This is a genomic window from Paenibacillus chondroitinus NBRC 15376, assembly GCF_004000765.1.
Lineage (GTDB): Bacteria > Bacillota > Bacilli > Paenibacillales > NBRC-103111 > Paenibacillus_E > Paenibacillus_E chondroitinus.
The window spans coordinates 85,738-103,424 of the sequence record NZ_BILW01000014.1; the positions used below are offsets into that span (position 1 = coordinate 85,738).

Annotated in this window: 21 protein-coding genes and 2 pseudogenes; 21 read left to right on the forward strand and 2 right to left on the reverse strand. The window is 41.4% G+C overall.

All coding sequences use genetic code 11. From position 1 onward, the window contains the following. The first annotated feature begins 472 nt into the window (after positions 1 to 472). The 4 genes and pseudogenes from PCH02S_RS17180 (at position 473) to PCH02S_RS17195 (ending at position 4,330) form a co-directional block, all read left to right on the forward strand. Positions 473 to 844 (forward strand): ArsR/SmtB family transcription factor, encoded by a 372-nt coding sequence (locus tag PCH02S_RS17180; protein WP_127455169.1) that lies wholly within the window; start codon positions 473 to 475, stop codon positions 842 to 844. Continuing rightward, positions 834 to 2,966, forward strand: coding sequence for a heavy metal translocating P-type ATPase (locus PCH02S_RS17185; RefSeq protein ID WP_127455171.1), 2,133 nt, complete (start codon positions 834 to 836; stop codon positions 2,964 to 2,966). Before PCH02S_RS17180 ends, PCH02S_RS17185 begins: the two co-directional genes overlap by 11 nt. Before the next feature lie 362 nt (positions 2,967 to 3,328). Then, a complete protein-coding gene (locus PCH02S_RS36980) occupies positions 3,329 to 3,502 on the forward strand; it encodes a signal peptidase II (protein WP_127455172.1) in 174 nt (57 codons plus the stop codon). A gap of 33 nt (positions 3,503 to 3,535) precedes the next feature. Continuing rightward, positions 3,536 to 4,330: pseudogene (locus PCH02S_RS17195) on the forward strand (undecaprenyl-diphosphate phosphatase). Between the two features lie 112 nt (positions 4,331 to 4,442). Here the strand turns inward: PCH02S_RS17195 and PCH02S_RS17200 are convergent. Continuing rightward, positions 4,443 to 6,011: pseudogene (locus PCH02S_RS17200) on the reverse strand (IS1182 family transposase). A gap of 715 nt (positions 6,012 to 6,726) precedes the next feature. Here PCH02S_RS17200 and PCH02S_RS17205 point away from each other — a divergent pair. The 14 genes from PCH02S_RS17205 (at position 6,727) to PCH02S_RS36120 (ending at position 16,000) form a co-directional block, all read left to right on the forward strand. Further along, positions 6,727 to 7,611: a cytochrome c biogenesis protein CcdA gene (locus PCH02S_RS17205; protein WP_164819595.1), complete on the forward strand. Its 885-nt coding sequence runs from the start codon at positions 6,727 to 6,729 to the stop codon at positions 7,609 to 7,611. Between the two features lie 185 nt (positions 7,612 to 7,796). Beyond that, entirely contained in the window at positions 7,797 to 8,489 is a 693-nt protein-coding gene (locus tag PCH02S_RS17210) for a response regulator transcription factor (RefSeq protein WP_127455175.1), read from the forward strand. Further along, positions 8,486 to 9,571, forward strand: a complete 1,086-nt coding sequence (locus PCH02S_RS17215; RefSeq protein WP_127455176.1) for a sensor histidine kinase — start codon at positions 8,486 to 8,488, stop codon at positions 9,569 to 9,571. The genes PCH02S_RS17210 and PCH02S_RS17215 overlap by 4 nt, the downstream gene beginning before the upstream one ends. 40 nt (positions 9,572 to 9,611) lie before the next feature. Continuing rightward, positions 9,612 to 10,916 (forward strand): hypothetical protein, encoded by a 1,305-nt coding sequence (locus tag PCH02S_RS17220; protein WP_127455177.1) that lies wholly within the window; start codon positions 9,612 to 9,614, stop codon positions 10,914 to 10,916. 52 nt (positions 10,917 to 10,968) lie between these two features. Continuing rightward, the gene (locus tag PCH02S_RS17225) at positions 10,969 to 11,439 is read left to right on the forward strand and encodes a hypothetical protein (RefSeq protein WP_127455178.1); all 471 of its coding nucleotides are present in this window, start codon (positions 10,969 to 10,971) and stop codon (positions 11,437 to 11,439) included. A 30-nt stretch (positions 11,440 to 11,469) separates the two neighbouring features. Next, a complete protein-coding gene (locus PCH02S_RS17230) occupies positions 11,470 to 12,036 on the forward strand; it encodes a hypothetical protein (RefSeq protein WP_127455179.1) in 567 nt (188 codons plus the stop codon). Between the two features lie 25 nt (positions 12,037 to 12,061). Then, positions 12,062 to 12,337 (forward strand): hypothetical protein, encoded by a 276-nt coding sequence (locus tag PCH02S_RS17235; protein WP_164819596.1) that lies wholly within the window; start codon positions 12,062 to 12,064, stop codon positions 12,335 to 12,337. Positions 12,338 to 12,360: 23 nt separating this feature from the next. After that, on the forward strand, positions 12,361 to 12,834 hold the full coding sequence (locus PCH02S_RS17240; RefSeq protein ID WP_127455181.1) for a cytochrome b/b6 domain-containing protein: 474 nt from the start codon (positions 12,361 to 12,363) through the stop codon (positions 12,832 to 12,834). A gap of 26 nt (positions 12,835 to 12,860) precedes the next feature. Then, the gene (locus tag PCH02S_RS17245) at positions 12,861 to 13,160 is read left to right on the forward strand and encodes a hypothetical protein (protein WP_127455182.1); all 300 of its coding nucleotides are present in this window, start codon (positions 12,861 to 12,863) and stop codon (positions 13,158 to 13,160) included. Positions 13,161 to 13,291: 131 nt separating this feature from the next. After that, positions 13,292 to 13,489 carry a hypothetical protein gene (locus tag PCH02S_RS17250; protein ID WP_127455183.1) on the forward strand — a complete coding sequence of 66 codons (198 nt, stop codon included), beginning with the start codon at positions 13,292 to 13,294 and terminating at the stop codon, positions 13,487 to 13,489. Positions 13,490 to 13,628: 139 nt separating this feature from the next. Next, positions 13,629 to 14,105, forward strand: coding sequence for a hypothetical protein (locus PCH02S_RS17255; RefSeq protein ID WP_127455184.1), 477 nt, complete (start codon positions 13,629 to 13,631; stop codon positions 14,103 to 14,105). A gap of 35 nt (positions 14,106 to 14,140) precedes the next feature. Next, entirely contained in the window at positions 14,141 to 14,506 is a 366-nt protein-coding gene (locus PCH02S_RS17260; RefSeq protein ID WP_164819597.1) for a cupredoxin domain-containing protein, read from the forward strand. Between the two features lie 491 nt (positions 14,507 to 14,997). After that, entirely contained in the window at positions 14,998 to 15,321 is a 324-nt protein-coding gene (locus tag PCH02S_RS17265; RefSeq protein WP_127455186.1) for an SHOCT domain-containing protein, read from the forward strand. Between the two features lie 166 nt (positions 15,322 to 15,487). Beyond that, positions 15,488 to 16,000: a hypothetical protein gene (locus PCH02S_RS36120; protein ID WP_174806790.1), complete on the forward strand. Its 513-nt coding sequence runs from the start codon at positions 15,488 to 15,490 to the stop codon at positions 15,998 to 16,000. A 106-nt stretch (positions 16,001 to 16,106) separates the two neighbouring features. On the opposite strand, the gene PCH02S_RS17275 is transcribed toward PCH02S_RS36120, so the two are convergent. Beyond that, positions 16,107 to 16,454, reverse strand: coding sequence for a four-helix bundle copper-binding protein (locus PCH02S_RS17275; RefSeq protein ID WP_127455187.1), 348 nt, complete (start codon positions 16,452 to 16,454; stop codon positions 16,107 to 16,109). 176 nt (positions 16,455 to 16,630) lie between these two features. Here PCH02S_RS17275 and PCH02S_RS17280 point away from each other — a divergent pair, with 176 nt between their 5' ends. The 3 genes from PCH02S_RS17280 to PCH02S_RS17290 all read left to right on the forward strand — a co-directional run bounded on the left by PCH02S_RS17280 (position 16,631) and on the right by PCH02S_RS17290 (position 17,633). Further along, the gene (locus PCH02S_RS17280) at positions 16,631 to 16,879 is read left to right on the forward strand and encodes an SHOCT domain-containing protein (RefSeq protein WP_127455188.1); all 249 of its coding nucleotides are present in this window, start codon (positions 16,631 to 16,633) and stop codon (positions 16,877 to 16,879) included. A gap of 112 nt (positions 16,880 to 16,991) precedes the next feature. Next, positions 16,992 to 17,153, forward strand: coding sequence for an SHOCT domain-containing protein (locus PCH02S_RS17285; protein WP_127455189.1), 162 nt, complete (start codon positions 16,992 to 16,994; stop codon positions 17,151 to 17,153). A 201-nt stretch (positions 17,154 to 17,354) separates the two neighbouring features. Then, complete coding sequence (locus tag PCH02S_RS17290; RefSeq protein WP_127455190.1) at positions 17,355 to 17,633, forward strand: DUF2933 domain-containing protein; 279 nt, start codon at positions 17,355 to 17,357, stop codon at positions 17,631 to 17,633. The last annotated feature ends 54 nt before the right edge of the window (positions 17,634 to 17,687 follow it).

Below are 17,687 nucleotides of genomic sequence, written 5' to 3' on the forward strand. Positions count from 1 at the left end.
TTCGGAAAAGTATCAGTTTTTAAAATTAAGTTTTAGGCTGACACATGAAACCAAAACAAACAAAAACCAGTCCAAACACGAGAATAAAGTGTTAGACTGGTTTTGTTTTGGTTTATTGCTATCGTTTTTCGTTAGCTAACGGCAAGTGTTAACTGAAAGTGGTGGCATCTGTATGAACATCAATCGGTACTAACCCACTACCGAACAGCTTTTTTTCCACGTTATATAAGGACTTCCACTTTTTAAGTTAAGATAATCGTTAGTATCGGAACTACTTGATGGATTCTGTATAACTTACTCTCTATTATCCAGCAAATCATATTTAAAAGTAGCATAGTTCCATTTCAAAAATAAAATCCGGAACTTGTATAAACATGCCTCAAAAGCACATTATAATCAAAATCACGTTTGATTGTTTGTGGAATTTGTTATAATATTATAATCAAATGATTGTTTGATTGGAGTGAAGATGTTGAGTAATGTCGACAACTGCGAAATTTATTGTTTTGATGAAGTAAAGGTTAAACGTCTGCAAGGATTACTGGAAACCGTTGATATTTCTTCGATCACAAAAATGTTCAAAGCATTAGCCGATGATACGAGAATGAAAATCGCATATTCCCTTTGCGAGGAAGACGAACTATGCGTCTGTGACGTTGCAAATATCACTGGTTCTTCGCTGGCTACAGCCTCCCATCATCTTCGATTGCTTCGAAATATGGGTTTGGCCAAATATCGAAAAGAGGGCAAGCTTGTATTTTACTCCATAGACGATGAACAGATTAAACAATTCATTTTGTTGGCATTTGCACATTCGGAGGAGGGTAAAGTTTATGCAAGGTAGTTCGGAGCAGGTACAAGATCAGAAAAAAGCGGTTTACAGGATTCAAGGTTTTACATGTACGAACTGCGCCGCACAGTTTGAGCAAAACGTCAAAGCATTGCCTGAAGTGCAGAACGCCCAGGTGAATTTTGGTGCATCTAAGATTACGGTTTATGGGGAAGCAACCATTCAAGACTTGGAGAAAGCAGGTTCCTTCGAAGGACTAAAGGTATATCCGGAAAAGGAACAACGCACTATTGAAAAAGTGCCCTTTTGGAAACGAAAAGCGACAATCACAACAGCATTATCCGCTATTTTACTGCTTGTTGGTTACCTTGTCAGTAAAGAAAATACTGCAGCCAACCTTATCTTTGGGTTAGCCATTCTCATTGGAGGTTATGAATTATTCATAAAGGGTGTAAAAGGTCTGGTTCGTTTTAACTTTAACATGAACACCTTGATGACGGTGGCCATTATTGGTGCGGCAGCCATTGGAAAATGGGAAGAAGGCGCAACAGTCGTGTTTTTGTTTGCGATCAGTGAAGCGCTGGAGGCCTTTTCGATGGAGAAAGCCCGCCAATCCATCCACTCCTTGATGGATGTTGCTCCGAAAGAAGCAACAATTCGCCGTGGTAACCAGGAAATACAGGTCTTGGTCGATGACATTCAAATCGGTGATATCATGATCGTGAAGCCTGGACAAAAATTAGCAATGGATGGCAAAGTGATCAAAGGTATCTCCGCGGTGAACCAAGCGGCAATAACGGGCGAATCCGTGCCGGTATCGAAAACAGCAGGTGACGAAGTGTTTGCAGGCACATTGAATGAAGAAGGGTTGCTAGAAGTTGAGGTAACAAAGAGGGTGGATGATACCACCATCGCCAAAATCATTCATCTCGTGGAAGAAGCACAGGCAGAAAAAGCCCCTTCACAAGCATTTGTAGACCGATTTGCCCAATATTACACGCCCGCGATTATGGTGCTTGCACTCGGCATTGCAGTGATTCCTCCGCTTTTGTTTGATGGAGCCTGGGGCGATTGGATTTATCGGGGCCTAGCTTTACTGGTGGTTGGATGTCCATGCGCTCTCGTCATTTCCACACCGGTTTCAATCGTAACGGCCATCGGCAATGCGGCTAAAAACGGCGTGCTAATCAAAGGCGGCATTCACTTAGAGGAAACAGGGAAGCTGTCCGTCATTGCATTTGATAAAACAGGAACATTAACCAAAGGGGTGCCTGTAGTCACTGATATTGTCACGTTGAAAGGTAAGGAAGAAAACGAATTACTCGGTATCGCGGCGGCAATTGAAAAATGGTCGCAACATCCTTTAGCCTCGGCTATCGTGCGGAAGGCAGATGATAAATTCCTTGATTTGACCAAGTGGGAAACGCAAGATTTTTCTTCTATCACAGGGAAAGGTGCAAAAGCAGTGATTCAAGGAGTCACGTATTATGTTGGAAGTCCGCGTTTATTTGATGAGTTGATTCCAGAGGGATTGGCCGAACGAATTTCTACAGAGATCCATCGCTTGCAGAAGCAGGGCAAGACCGTTATGGTACTTGGAACCGAAAAGGAAGCATTAGCCTTGATTGCCGTCGCCGATGAGGTTCGTGAAAGTAGCCGTGAAGTTATACGTCAATTACACGAGCTGGGCATTCAAAAAACGGTCATGCTTACGGGAGACAATCAGGCTACGGCTGAAGCGATCGGAAAGCAAGTCGGTATTCGTGAGGTCAAAGCAGAATTGCTACCGCAACATAAACTGGAATACATCAAGAATCTGAAAAATAGCGGCAATGTTGGGATGGTGGGTGACGGTGTGAATGATGCACCGGCTCTTGCAAGTGCCAACGTGGGCATTGCTATGGGTGGGGCTGGAACCGATACAGCGCTGGAAACTGCTGATATTGCCCTGATGGCAGACGATTTGACCAAACTTCCTTTTACAATCAAACTGAGCCGGAAAGCTTTGCAAATCATCAAACAGAATATCACATTCTCATTGCTTATCAAAGTAGTCGCGCTGCTTCTTATCATTCCCGGTTGGCTTACGCTCTGGATGGCCATCTTCGCCGACATGGGGGCCACCTTAATTGTAACTTTGAACAGTTTGCGCTTAATGAGAGTTAGGGGTTCCTAAACCCCTAACTCTTTAGTGTAAAAAGGGAGCTGATTTAATGCTGTGTTACTACAGTATAGCAATTACGGTGTTATCCATGGATCAAATGACCAAATGGGCTGGGCCACTTATATGACTATGGGACAAACCTTACCGCTCATTCCTAATGTCTTTCATCTGACATTTTCTCGTAATCGAGGAGCAGCTTTTAGCATCATGTAAAACCAACGGTCATTTTTAATCGTTATTACGTTTTTTGTTGTCATCGTAATCATCATCTATTTGCGTGAAATATATCGCGAGTAAATGTTCCTTTCTTACGCGATAGCCTTTATCCTCGGTGGTGCTCTATGTAATTTTATAGATCGGGCAATGTTGTCAATATGCTCGAATTTCGCCTAATCGAATATCCTATTTTTAATCTGGCCGATAGTTTTATTGTAACTGATATGATCATGGTGATGATTCACATGATCATATCCACCAGAAGAGACAAAAAAGAAGAGTTAAAGGAAATGAACAAATATGTTAGGTTTTCTAAACGTAGGCCACTTTAACTCTATCGTGAGCGATAGGAGTGTGTAGAAATTTTGAATGATATTATTAATGCAGTGATTATGGGTATCGTGGAGGGTTTAACTGAATTTTTGCCCGTATCCTCAACGGGACACATGATTTTAACTGCACACCTTCTTGCTTTTGACGGAGAACGGGCAAAAACATTTGAAATCATCGTACAGTTGGGTGCGGTATTAGCAGTGTTTGTCTTATACTTCAAACGATTCCTTCGATTTTTCAAACTAACACCTGGGTTTATGAAGCAGCCAGGGATTAATATCAACCATATTGGATTGGCCATGGCCCCGGCTGTAGTAATGGGCTTGGCACTACATGATTTAATCAAAAAATATTTATTTGGTCCTTGGCCTGTAATTGTGAGTTTGATAGCAGGCGGAATTCTGTTGATTGTGGCGGAAAGAGCTCGTGTTCCGGTAACAGCAGAAACTATGGACGATATTACTTACAAATAAGCGTTCCTTATAGGGGTTTTTCAGTGTCTGGCGCTCTGGCCAGGGTTCTCTCGATCTGGGTCAACTATTTCGGGTGGGCTACTCCTTGGCACCAGTCAAAAAGCGGTTGCTGAATTTACTTTTATTGTATCGGTTCCGATCATGGTTGCTGCGACGGGCTTGGATCTATATAAAAGTCGGGATTATTTAACGTTTGACGATTTTGGTTTGTTTCTAACTGGACTGATTGTATCCTTTATTATCGGTATGCTCGCTGTCGTAACTTTCTTGAATGTAATTAAACGACTTAAACTATCTTGGTTCGCTTATTATCGCTTCGTATTAGCAATTATTTTCATCCTAATTCTTTATTAATTTATTGAAGACTGCGAATTCGCATTTAATGAGGCTGTCTCAAAAGTAATAAAGAATTGCGATCGGGACAGATTCAATCGTTAGGAAAAGTGAATAACTGACTGAAAAGGAGCTAAGCGGTTTGTTCGCGCTTAGCTCCTTTTCTTTTGGCATCCATTGCTGCTTTTTTGATCAGATTGTGGGCAAGGGAAAGCCACCCGACCTCTAGACTTACTTTGGGTAAGCCTCGAAGCAGAAACCTTTTGAAGCCTCGGTTGTTCTTTATGTCACCAAATACAGGCTCCGGTTCGATCATTCGTCGAACAGCCAGGGCATAACCTTCTTCACTTCGGAGTTTTTCGCGTGCTTGGTTTTTTAACCGCAAATAGTTCAGGCTGACCTTAACTTCTCGATTTCCTTCCGTTTTCGTACACTGCGATTTGAGTGGACATCCTTCACAGCTTGTACTTCGGTAGTGACGATATTCGATTTCATAGCCACTTTCTGTTTTCTCTTTGCTTTCTCTGCGGAAAACGAGCGTTTGCCCCGCTGCACACGTCCAGGTGTCTTCTTCGTTGTGGTAGGTCCAGTTGTCGATTTTGCTAATATCTTTTTGTCATGCCTTACTTTTTTCACGGTGGTACGTGCTATATTTAACGATCGCTTCGATTTCGTTTTGCTCTAAATAGTCGTAGTTTTCTTCGCCGCCGTACCCTGCATCGGCAATGACGGTAGCTGGTAGTTTACCAAGAGCAGATTTAACTTTTTCTAGATGAGGGATGAGGCAGCGCGTGTCGGTAGGTCGCTGATGTACGCTGTACCCGAGGATGAATTGATTTTCAGTGCCTATGTGCACATTGTAACCAGGTTTCAGCTGACCGTTTCGCATGTGATCTTCTTTCATCCGCATAAACGTTGCATCCTTGTCGGTCTTACTGTAGCTGTTTCGGTTCCCTAAAACTTCTTGGTGAGTTTCATACGTTTGAAGACGAGGGAGTAGGTCCTTGCGGAGCGCGCGCACAGCTTTCTTCAGCGACTTGTCCTTTGGTTTTGCTTGCAGCTTTTCCTCCAATTGTTTGACGGCAATCTCTAATTTTTCGCTTGTGATCTCAGACGCTTCGCCTAATTCGCTCAGGTCTTGGCCGACATGCTCCCGCTCTTCTTGGTTCTCAGCCTCTTCGATAGTGGCAAACAGCGTTTGCACTTTCTCCTGAAGTTTTGCCTTATGCTTAACGACTGCTTTACCCCAAACGAATGTATAGCGATTGGCATTTGCTTCAATCTTAGTTCCATCGACAAAGTAATGCTCAAGCTGGACATAGTTTTCGTCCGCCAGAAACTGAAGAACCGCAGTAAACACTGTCTCCAGAACAGCTTTCATTCGTTCGGAACGAAACCGGTTAATGGTGCGAAAGTCCGGGCGTTGTCTGCCGGCGATCCACATGAACATAATGTTTTCACGAACAGCCTTGGCGATTTGGCGAGAAGAGTAGATACGCTGAGCGTAGGCGTAGATGATGACTTTGGTGAGCATTTTCGGGTGATAGCTGTCTCGACCACCACCTGTATAAGCGGCGTCGAAGATGGCATCATCCAAACGATTTACTGCTGTATTAACAACACGAACGAGGTGGTTTTGAGGAATGTCTTCTTCTAAATCCATTGGCAGGCAAAGTTGATCCATGGTATATTGAATGTACAAAGAAATCTCTCCTTTAGAAATGGTTGGGTGGTACCTCCATTTTACCAAAGAGAGATTTCTTTTTGTTATTTTAATGCAAAAAAACAAGGCTATCTCTTAGGTCTTTTTAGACCTTTTGAGACAGCCTCGTCTGCTTCGCTGATACTACCCAAAATAAAAGCGTCTCTCGCATGGGCGCTTTTATTTTGGTTTTTACCATATGTTTTCCAACACTTTGCGCTTCGTGACAGCTACGCTGGAAATACCCCTAGTCGCAGTTGGCGTTCCAATCACATCGAACATCACAAGATTTTTTCAATTTAGGTCTTGCCACTGAACATTAACCCTATTCCGGGTACAGCATCCCTTCCGCCAAAATAAAAAGAGGAGAATACTGTAAATGACCAGCGTCCTCCTCTTAGATGTAATTTTTATGACACGTTGTAAAAAATTCTTTTTAAATAGAAGTTCGATACGATTTTTACGTCAATAAATAAAATCTTAAGGTCTTCCTTTTTTATTTCCAAAATGATATTTCAAACTACATACTTTCTTCAAAGATTCAACAAATTTCTTTGTTATGATGCTTTTAGTGAATTAATGACAACCTGGGGGAATATCAATGACGAGTAAAAAAGGAAACATTTCAAATTTTAGCAGGGTATCAAACCCCGTCAGCACTATTGGTAATAATCTTAGTACATCCCTTTATTCAATGTTGACTCTACGCAGGCGTATGGCTTGGACATTTCTCGCTCTTGCAATCGGCATCTTGATCGCAGGATTTTGGAATTATAAAGCAGTTGACGATTTCGGCCGTGATGTCGTAGCCGGCAACATTATTGGTAACACAAGCACACTTGCAGGTACCTTTGGGGAAAATGGTTTCGGGTTCGATATCCTTTTTGCGTTAGCGGCAGGACTTGCGGCTACATTTACGGCTTGCAACTGTGTAATGTTTGCCATGCTTCCAGGGCTTACTTGTTCAACGGACCGTTCCTCTTCCCGTAAAACCGCACTTCGAGCGTTAGGCGTTTTTAGCTTGGGAGTTTTAGCGGTCACCGCGATCTATGGGTTATACGTCGGTTCACTCGGGCCGGATGCAGTTCAAGCGTACAACGAAAGGCAAGTTCGTCTCTCCCAAGCATCAAACATATTTACAATTCTTGGCCTGTTTATGCTCGTCTGGGGAGCCATTTCTTCCGGATTCTTAAACACAATTGTCTCACGAATTCCTTCTAACATCCGTAGCTTCTTTGCAAATCCGCTTACAAAAGCGGGCCTCATGGGCCTACAAGTTGGATTTTTTGCGGTCGGACGCCCCTTTGGCGTGTTCCGAGACTTCCTTACGTATGCTGCGACAACGCGAAATCCTCTTTACGGAGCACTTATGATGAGCATACAGGGCATTGGGCAGATCGCACTCATGGTTATTCTATTCCTCGTGGTAATATCCGTTTTCGGAAAGCGTCTTGCACGATTGTCAAGCGAGAAGCCCCATCAAGTAGAATTAATAAGTGTTGTTTCTCTACTACTCGGTGGTGCATATTTTGTCTTTTACTGGGGTATGGCTGTACCCTATGGGATCGGTCGTTGGGGAGAAATATTCGGCTTGTATTAATAAAAGAAAATCCGGTCCTAGCACTAAAATGATCTAATGGAAATTTATGGAACTATATTTGGGAGACCTTAAAGGGGTCTTCCCTTTTTAATTCATACAATGTTGGAATCTCCATACTTTCTACAAAGATTCAACATATTTCTTTGTTATGATGCGATTAGATGTGAAAAAGGAGGGGGAAAGGGATGAAGGGAAACACCATTCTCATTGTTGAAGATGAACCGGCTATTGCAGATACATTAAAAATTTATCTGGTCAATGAAGGATTCCATGCAGATATTGTAAGCGATGGTACGAAGGCGATACAAAGGTTTCAGGAGCTCACGCCGATCCTTGTTCTACTTGATCTGAATCTTCCTGGAATGGACGGAGTTCAAGTGTGCCAACATTTGAGATCCTCCTCCAATGTACCGATCATTATGCTAACCGCTCGAGATGAGGTGCAGGATAAACTTCAGGGACTTGAAGTAGGCGCGGACGATTATATAACCAAACCATTTCACGTGCGCGAAGTAATTGCTCGTGTGAAGGCACTATTGCGCCGCGCATGGCGTCCGGACACGGAATTAGACCGGTTGATGATTGGTGATATTTTCATCGAACGTAAATCGATGCGAGTATGGAAAGCAGGCAAGGAAATTCTGGTCACTCCAACCGAGTTTAAATTGTTAGATGTGTTCATGGAGAATGCAGGCCAGGTACTCTCTCGATTACAAATCATTGAGGCGATCTATGGGTACTCCTATGATGGTTTTGAAAGAACCTTGGATAGCCATATCAAAAATTTAAGGCATAAGCTTGAAGATTATCCACAAAAACCGGAGTACATTTTAACGGTCATTGGCGCTGGATATCAGTTCAAGCGGGCGGGGATATGAACCGACTATCCAGAAAACTGACGTTATCTTTTTTTATTGTATCTGTACTCTCCATGGGCGTGATGGCCATTCTCGCGAGAAACATTTTTCAATTTATGCTGAACCGCAATATGCCAAATCAGATGCAGATGATGGTTCCTTTTACGGGGGGAGCAACTGAACGATTTTTTAATGCGCTTGATGCTTCCTATATTCTTGCCGGCTTCATTTCCATTTTGATTTCTTTTGTATCGGGGTATCTGGTTGTAATTATTATTACTCGACCGCTGCGAAAGCTGTCGAGAGCCGCTGATCGTATTGCGAATGGTGATTTAACGGAAAGAGTTCAACTGGCAACCGATGATGAAATTGGGCGAATGGCCAAAAGTTTTAATAGCATGGCTTCAGCGTTGGAGCAAACGGAACAGCAACGTAAAGCTTTATATGCGGATATTGTTCATGAACTTCGCAATCCGGTTACGGTAGCTCGATGTCGTCTTGAGGCCATGTTGGATGGAATGGTTGCTCTCAGTCCTCAGGAACTGAAATCAGTCCATCATGAAATGCTGATGCTTAGTCGTGTGATCACGGATTTAAGAGATCTTTCATTAGCTGGTAACGGTCAGCTAACTCTCCATAAGCACAGTATGGATGTACAAGTATGGTTCACTAAGGCAGTAGAAGAGTTTCAAATTTTGGCAGAGGGGAAGGGGATTCAATTATCCTGTTCAATGGAACGAAAGATTCCGAAAATCAACGCAGATCAGGAAAGATTAAACCAGATTATGAACAATTTGCTCAGCAATGCAATACGCCATACCTCTGATGGGGGGACCATACTCGTCAGCTTACTGAAAAATATGGACAAAGGCATTATCGTTTCCATACAGGACACCGGATCTGGAATTCCTGCTGAAGAGCTGAAGCATATTTTTGAGCGATTTTACCGTGTGGATCGATCACGGTCGAGAAATACTGGGGGCACAGGTCTCGGACTTGCCATTGTAAAGCAACTTGTCGAACTGCATGGTGGAGAAGTTTGGGTGGAAAGTCAAATTGGAAAAGGAAGTACATTTTCTTTTTCTCTTCCAATGAAAAATTAAGCTTCTATGGTAGTAAGCACATTATAGAGGAGGAGGACTCATGAAACGTTTTTTCAAAAAAATGTTTTTGATTGTATTGGTGTTTTTGATTATTGGTCTAGCAGGCGGCGGCGTCTACTACTTTTACGGAAATCAGTTATACACTGCTGTAAGTAACTTATTTACGAAAGAACCGGATCAAGTACAAGGAATGGGGACCGCTGATACGCAAACGAGTACCTCGAATACTCAAGGAACCCAAGGTATGTCAGGGATGTCGATGAATTCGTCCGGCGGTAATACGAATCAACCTATGCCGGGAATGAACATGGGACAAAATACACAGGCTACCCCCAATAATCAGTCTACTTCGGGCGTGGATATGAATACAAACATGCTCGTGATGAATCAGGGAATGAGTTCGATTAATCAGGGCATTAGCATGATGAATCAGGCCATTAGTCTGCTGCAAGACAGCACTTCAAATGCAGGCGGGAATCAGGTAAAGGATAAACAAACCGATTCTAAATCCACCGTAAAAAAAGATGATGGAAAAACAGATACAATTGGGCAAGTAACCAAACAAATGCAGCAAGGAATGGACATGATTAACCAAGGCATCGGATCCATGAATAAGATGATGGATAACATGAGTCGTTCTGGCTCGAATATGAGCATGGGACAAAGCATGATGGGCGGTATGTCTGGTGGAGGCATGAATATGAGTACTTCCGGTCAAGGAAATACAGGGAATAACGGAAATATGAATGGCATGGGTGTGGGACAAGGCATGGCGGGTAGTATGTCCGGCGGAGGCATGAACATGGGTACTACCGTTCAAGGAAATACAGGGAATAACGGAAGTATGAATGGTATGGGTATGGGACAGGGTATGTCGGGTAGCATGTCCGGTGGAAGCATGAACATGGGTACTTCCGTTCAAGGAAATACAGGGAACAACAGCAGTATGAATGGCATGGGTATGGGACAAGGCACCGGTCAGGGCACGATGGGAGGCATGTCCGGCGGAAACATGGGCATGATGGGCATGAGCATGGGGCAACAAATGATGGGAGGCAGCATGCCAATGGGTTCCTCTACGAATATGGGACAAGGCATGACTGGCGGTAATATGAGCATGAGTGCTTCTTCAAGTCAAGGTAATACAAACAATATGAATGGCATGGGTAATAATATGAGCGGTATGGGAAGCATGGGATCGTCAACTACATTGAATAATATCGCCCTTGTTTTTAACCTGCTTCTTGTCATTTTTGTTATCGTCATGCTAATTGGTATCATTGGTTATATTGTTTCTTTACTAAGAAAAAAGGGGGAAAATAAACAGCCTACTGCAGCATCATGATAGAGCATTGCTTTTGTGTCTTTTTGTGAGTTCATTAATTGAGGTGATCAAATTGTTTGAAAAAAAATGGGTGAGATTAGCTTTTTTCTCTCCTTTAGGCGGCTTGCTTATTTACGGCTTTTTACAGTTTATTTTGTCTAACGTCTTTTCCATGAATCAAGGGATGATGGGCGGCATGGATCGAAATATGATGAGCTCGGAAATGGGAGGATCATCGGGTTCGTTTCTGTTTAACTTCATTACCTTTATCTTTACACTATTGATCGTCTTGTTTATTTTCGCCCTTTTTATTGGTCTATTTACATTTCTTTTGATCTATTTGAAAAGAACGTTCTTCCCAAACATGGCAACAAAACAAGTTTTAAAACAATTGATTTCAGGTGATTCAACAAGTAACCCACCCGCTACTACGGAAGCGTTAGAAGTTAATCAGAAGCCGATAATAAGAAATTCAGCGTGGGATAATGGAGAGGAGGTCGCGGCAGCCAGCGAAACAGGGCCAACTTCCAGTATTAAAAATTAACTCATGAGCAGATGAAAGGATAAAATAAAAATGTCAAAAACGTTAGAATTACTGAATGGTCGATGGCATGAAAAAGCGATGCGAGTGTATTTCTTCATCGTAATAGGCCACTGGGCGGAACACTTACTCCAAGCATTTCAAATTTGGGTTCTTCACTGGCCGCGACCGCAAGCTAAAGGGCTGTTAGGATTATTTTTCCCATGGCTCGTTTCTTCTGAATGGCTGCACTATGCTTATGCCCTCATTATGCTTATTGGACTCATCTTGCTCCGTCCGGGTTGTACAGGAAGATCGCGTTACTGGTGGAATGCTGCTTTGATCATTCAATTTTGGCATCATATCGAGCATCTCCTCTTGTTTATACAAGCCCAAACGAAGTATAACTTTTTTGGCGCATCGGCACCGACAAGCATCGCACAGTTGCTCTTTCCGAGAGTGGAACTACACTTGTTCTACAACGCGATTGTATTTATCCCGATGGTCGTGGGGATGATTTATCACGTATGGTCACCTGCTGGAGAACGAAGTCACACACCTACCTGCAGTTGTCCAAGAAAAAGGGGTTCCTCGAACGATCAATGTGTTTTGGTCAGTTAAGCCCATTACTTTAAAAGGAGTTCTAATGATGTGGGAAAAATTTAAAAAAGATCCTTGGTTAAAGTTAATTGCTGGTTCCTCGATCATTTTAATGATCGGTTCATTTGTCGAGTTTCTTTTATCCCGATTCAATGCAAGTACTCCGGAATTAGGAATGAAAATGATGAGGGGTATGTTTCTCAGTACGTTTATGAAGGATGTTTTAGATACAGCGATTCAGGGTGTCATTTTATTACTTCTTATAGGTGCTGGGGTAGGCATGTTTCTGGTCTTTAGAAGAATACTAAAGGTTAGGAAGTGAATGGTAAAGAAAGGATCGATGGTATGAGTATGAAAGGCCGCCCAGTAAGACTGGATGCGATTGCCCATTGGATTTGGACCATTCTGTTTATGCTTCTGGCTCTTAGCGGCTTTCCTATGATGGGGGCCCGATTTGGCTGGATGTTTGGATACGATTTTGGGTTTGCTGATTTTGTTCATCGAATCGTAAGTGTACTTTTTATTGTTTGGGTTTTTCTTGCGCTGCTTTATGCGATTAAAGAGATGATGAAACGAAAACCAGAAAAAATTTCATGGCTACCTGTAGGGAAAAAGGGGTTTTCCAGATTCACATTCTTTGTAACGCTTTTGCTTATTTTCAGTGGGTTCTTACTTTGGTTTCATCCACTGATACCGTATCTATTTGGCACTTTTGGTTTTATGATTCACGAAATTGCGGCACTCGTTTCGATAGGGAGTATCGTATGGCACATTTACGTTAAACGCTATATTTTACAGGATATTGTGAAAAGAAAATGATTTAAAAAAGGACAGGGGGGATACACATGCAGATAAATAAATGGTTTGTGTTGGCGGTTCGTTCCATCGCTGCACTACTATTGTTTATAGCGGCCGGAGTTATTATTTCCATACTGAATCCGGCGGTAACCCCTGATCAACAGGAAAAATATTTGATGGGCATGATGAAGGCAATGATGAATACCTTGATGTGCCAGGCGAATGCATTGAGTAATGGCATCCACCATTTCTTGTTCATCTTTCTTACTTTGATGGTGCTCGTTTTAATCCCATTGAGTATAGGTATCGGGCTCTTTTTGCGGAAATCAAGGGTCAATTATTCATGAAGAATAATAGAAAAAGATTTTATCGACTGCTTTTCTCATTTATCATTTTGTTTGTTTTGGTTTCTCTATTGAGCTTATGGTTTAGCCAATCTCCTGACATGATGAGTTCTGGGATGACCATGGGGATGGATATGATGAAGACAATGTTTTCGGGAATGACATGGTCGGATCTATTTACATCGATGGGTCAAATGATGGGTGAGATGCAAGGAATGATGCCTTCAAATCCAATCATTACTGGGTTAAATATTGTCTTAACACTGTTGTTAATCATATTCACCTTATTATTAATAGGCGCTTCGATTATTTTCGTTATGTTATGGAAATAAAGGATTTAAGCGGATGAGATCATTGATGGAGGTGATCACGTGCTGGTAATTCTGTTGTATGAAATTTGCCTATCTCCATAACCATTCCATATCCATGTATTAAGGTAATGATTAATTCCGTTTATTGAGGAGGGTTAGCATGTTAAAGAATCATTGGGCCAAATTGGTTTTAATCTCTCTGATTGGTATCTTAATGATAGGATTAGCGCAATTTGTTTTTCTAAGCATCTTCACACCTACCCAAGGTAATATGGGACAAGGCATGGCTAGTTCAGGAGGTATGGGAATGATGGGTTCAGGTGGTGGCATGGGTCAAGGTATGATGGGTATGGGTCAAGGCATGATGGGCAATATGGGTGGCGGCGGTATGGGTATGGGAATGATGGGTTCGGGAGGAATGGGAGGCATGTCTTCCGGCGGTTCCTGGATGGGTTCGATGTTTAGTCTTATTTTCACTTTATTGATTATCGCAGCCGTGATTGGGTTATTTGCTGGTCTCATTGGATTTGCTTACAATTATGCGAAGAAAAATAATCTGCTGGCGAAGCTTCAAAATAAAGAAACGAAACAACAAACAGAACTTGTCGTACAAAAAGAAGTCACCGTACTTGAGTAATGCAAAAAATATTATACAAGGAGATTAACTTTATTATGAAAAAATATCTGATGTCTATGGTTGCTTTGTTACTCGTTGTTGGAGTTATTGCGGGTTGTTCTGCAAAAGGAGGTTCAAACGCAAGCTCTCAGGCGAAAGAAATTGTCATTACAGCGAAAAATATGACGTTTGAGCCGAACACCATTACGGTGGATAAGGGAACGAAAATCAAGTTAACTTTCAAAAACGAAGAAGATGCAACGAACAATCTCATGATTGAAGGTACAAATATTAAAATTGAGAATGTCGGAGCCAAACAACAAAAATCTAATGAATTTGTTGCGGATCGTCAAGGAGAATTTAAAATCACGACCAGTGACACAGGTATGGGGAGCATGACTGGTAAGTTAATTGTAAAATAATGATTTGAGGGTAGCATCCGAGCATGGGGATGCTACTTTTATTTTTGTGACATAACAATAACGAGATAATTTTCGAATATTTATAGGAATAAAAAAAAGAGGTCATATCCATACTATGGAATAACTACATCTGAGGAGGCTGAGCATCATGTGTATGGGTGGTGCTGTACATGGATTTTCCCCTGCTAATATGTTTGGGATGTTCTTGTTCGCAGGAATAGTATTTGTATTTGGACTGGTTCTTTTAGCAGGGCTGTTTTATTTGGGTTGGCGTTTCGTTCGGAGTAATGAGAAACGAAATGTGAATCCTTAATGGAAATTTGATATCTAACATGCTCCATCGGTGTTGAAGCGATGGAGTTTTTTGCCGCCTTCATCAATATTCCTAGGCGATTACTTCACCAATGTAATCGAATCGACTGAACTAATAACAGGACTATTATTATAGTTGTTGTCAAAAGCAAAGTAAGTATTGAAGACGGAGGACGTAAATGATGGTAAAGACCGTGTGGGGGAGAATATTCAATGCTGTCTTTTGGGCTTTGATCATGGGTTTAATCATCTACGGTATTCTTTCATACATCAGCATGAGTTTGAGATCCATGTATCACATGTTCGGCTTGGTGGCCAATCAGGTGTTTTGGCTTATCATCATTACTCTAGTAGTGTTTATCGTGTTTAGAATGATGGTGAGACGGATTAAAATGAAAAAAGATGATCCTCCGATTCAGATTTTGAGGGAGAGATTTGCACGAGGGGAAATTAGCGATGAAGAATTTAAGCAAAAAACCAAATTGGTAAGAAGAAAATATTGACTAGACATCGAGGTTGCACGGAAGCAGTTCTCGGAACAAAGGGGGGAGCCCAGTCACAATAGCTATGATTTTATGTTCTCCATAACCATTCCATATCACTATGTTACTGTTAAACTAAGATCAAGATTAAAACTGATCCAAATACAAAAATAAGAGGTGTTTCGTTATGTTGAAAAATCGTTGGGTACTATTATCGTTGTTCTCGTTGCTTGGACTTTTGGCAATTGGGCTTGTACAGTTTATTTTCCAAGGTAACTTTGTACCCAATTCAAGTCAAGGTATGGTCGGCTCGGGAATGGGGCAAGGGATGATGGGTGGAGGAAGAGGCATGGGCCAAGGGATGATGAGTATGGGCCAAGGTATGATAGGCTCGGGAATGGGGCAAGGGATGATGGGCACAGGAAGAGGCATGGGTCAGGGGATGATGGGAACAGGGATGGGAATGGGTCAAGGTATGTTCGGTGGTGGCATGATGGGATCAAGCTTGGGAACGACTTCAGGTTCCGGGCTCGGTTCGCTTTTTAGCATTATTTTTACACTGTTGATCATAGCGGCTGTAATTGCGTTGTTTGTTGGATTAATTGGGCTGATTTATAGTTATGTGAAGAGGGATTCCAATATAAAAAAGCAATTCAAAGAAGTGGTTGAAGTTAAAGAAAATGAAGTAACAGTACTGTAGTTCAGTGATAGTGCTGATTATCCATAAACACAAGAAGATCGCCTTACACCTATCCATTCATGGATACATTGTAAGGCGATTTTTGTTTAAGCCATATCCTAAATTATTAAGCAGCCATTCTACGACATTCGTCAGCACATTTACGGCATTCGTCAGCGCATTGCTTGCAATGAGTGTCTTGGAACTTAGCACATTCAGTAGCGCAAGCATCACAGATTGTTGCACAAAGGTTGCAGATTTCCTTGGCGTAATTGCTATTACGGGACATAAATTGAGCGGATAAAGCACAAATGTCAATACAATCCCGGAGTAGATTAATACAATTTACTCTTGCCTGGACATCCGGTTCTTTCAAGCATGAGGAAAGACATTCTTCACAGGCTTGTACACATTTGTTACAAGCATCGATACATGTTTGATGTTGCTGCATAGTTGAATTTACAACTGTTGACATTGATAATTTCCTCCTTGAAGTGTGTGGTTTTCATTAAGGTAACCCAAAGTATTGTTTGCATTTTTTCAATTTATTATGTGTCAAATCCTTAGTTTAATTAGCTAATAAATCAAATTTAACTTTGAAGGAATGATTATGTGAAAAATGAAAATCCTATAAATATAGGAGGATGTTATATGATGAATGGATCAATGATGGATGGTTCTATGATGGCAATGATGTGTATCATGATGGGGCTCGGTTTGCTTATTTTTGTTATTGTCGTCGGAATTGTCGTTTATGTGGTAACCCGATTGTTGATGAAAAAGAGCAGAGTTGAGGATCGCCCTCTAATGATATTAAAAGAACGTTATGTAAAAGGTGAAATTAACGATGAAGAGTATAAACAAAAATGCAAATTATTACTCGATATAGGTCTTAGATAACACATTATTATTGGGTCTATAGGACTTCATAAAATACAGACGGAATCTTCACTGTTTTATCAAATCCTTATGGTAGGATAAACGTAAGTCCAAATTTGAGGAGGAGATTCAAATGGGATGTTGCGGACCATCGAACAATAAAAAACAACAAGTCGTTCAAAATAATGATGCAGATAATCAATTAAGTCCGATTGATTTGTTGAAAATTCGTTTAGCACGTGGGGAAATCACGGTCGAGGAATATGTGGAAACAAAGGCCGTTTTAGAAGAATAATATTACATGAATGTGCCAGCGCTAGGATCAATTGGTAAAACAAGCGGGATTCAAAGTGACCTCAATAAACCGATATTACAAGGATATTTTTCTTGTCATTGAAGCGAACAATAAAAAACAATCATTCTTCTAACTTTCTTCAAACTTTTATCACATTATTTCGGTATACTGGACTTATCTTAATGAATGGAGGAATGAACAATGGAATGGTTGAAAATATTGCCTCTATTAGCTTGTCCATTAATGATGATCTTTTGTATGAAGGGAATGTTTACTGGTCATAAGCATACTGATGGAAAAGAGAATACAAATGGTCTGGCGAGTGTTTCAGCTCAAGAATTGCAGTCCCTTCAAATCAAAATGGCAGACTTAATCGAGCAAAATCATCATTTATCTAAGGAAGTTCACTCCTTGAAACAATCTCAAACGACAAAAGAGTCGAACAACATAAAAGAAAACTCTGTCAATGTCGTGAATTAAACTATGGTTTATTGACAATAAAAAAGTGAGCGAGGTCAAAATGATCGCTCATCT